At 47.5% G+C, this 394-nt stretch carries 1 protein-coding gene; it reads left to right on the top strand.

Features of this window, described 5'->3' with window-relative positions:
• A partial coding sequence (locus AAEY75_RS14190) for an IucA/IucC family protein (protein ID WP_352259925.1) occupies nt 1–394 on the top strand: 394 nt, incomplete at both ends.

Genomic DNA, 394 nt, shown 5'->3' with positions numbered 1-394 from the left:
GGTTTAAGGTTGATTCCTCCCTCGTCAGCTATATTGGCAAAGACACCAAAACCGTACTGCGCAATATCGCTCGCACGTTACTTGCTGACGCTGGCGACTTACTCGAGTCTATTAATTCAGATACTGATACTTTACATCCTGATAGCGACACCGATTGGGTTTACTACCCTTGTCATCCGTGGGAAGCCGATGGCATCTTGGCAAATCCGACCATCAAGCGAGCAGTCACATCAGGATATATGATACCGCTTGGTCTGACAGGTAAGGCGGTATCCCCAACCTCATCGGTGCGCACCTTAGATCATCACCAGTTATCACATTTTATCAAATGCTCTATCCATGTTCGTCTGACCAATTGCATTCGCAAAAACGCTTGGTATGAGCTCCACAGTGC

Source organism: Psychrobacter sp. TB55-MNA-CIBAN-0194, assembly GCF_040309505.1.
GTDB classification, from domain to species: domain Bacteria; phylum Pseudomonadota; class Gammaproteobacteria; order Pseudomonadales; family Moraxellaceae; genus Psychrobacter; species Psychrobacter fozii.
Note: the sequence above shows the minus strand (reverse complement) of the source record. Positions and strands in the feature narration are given on the sequence as shown.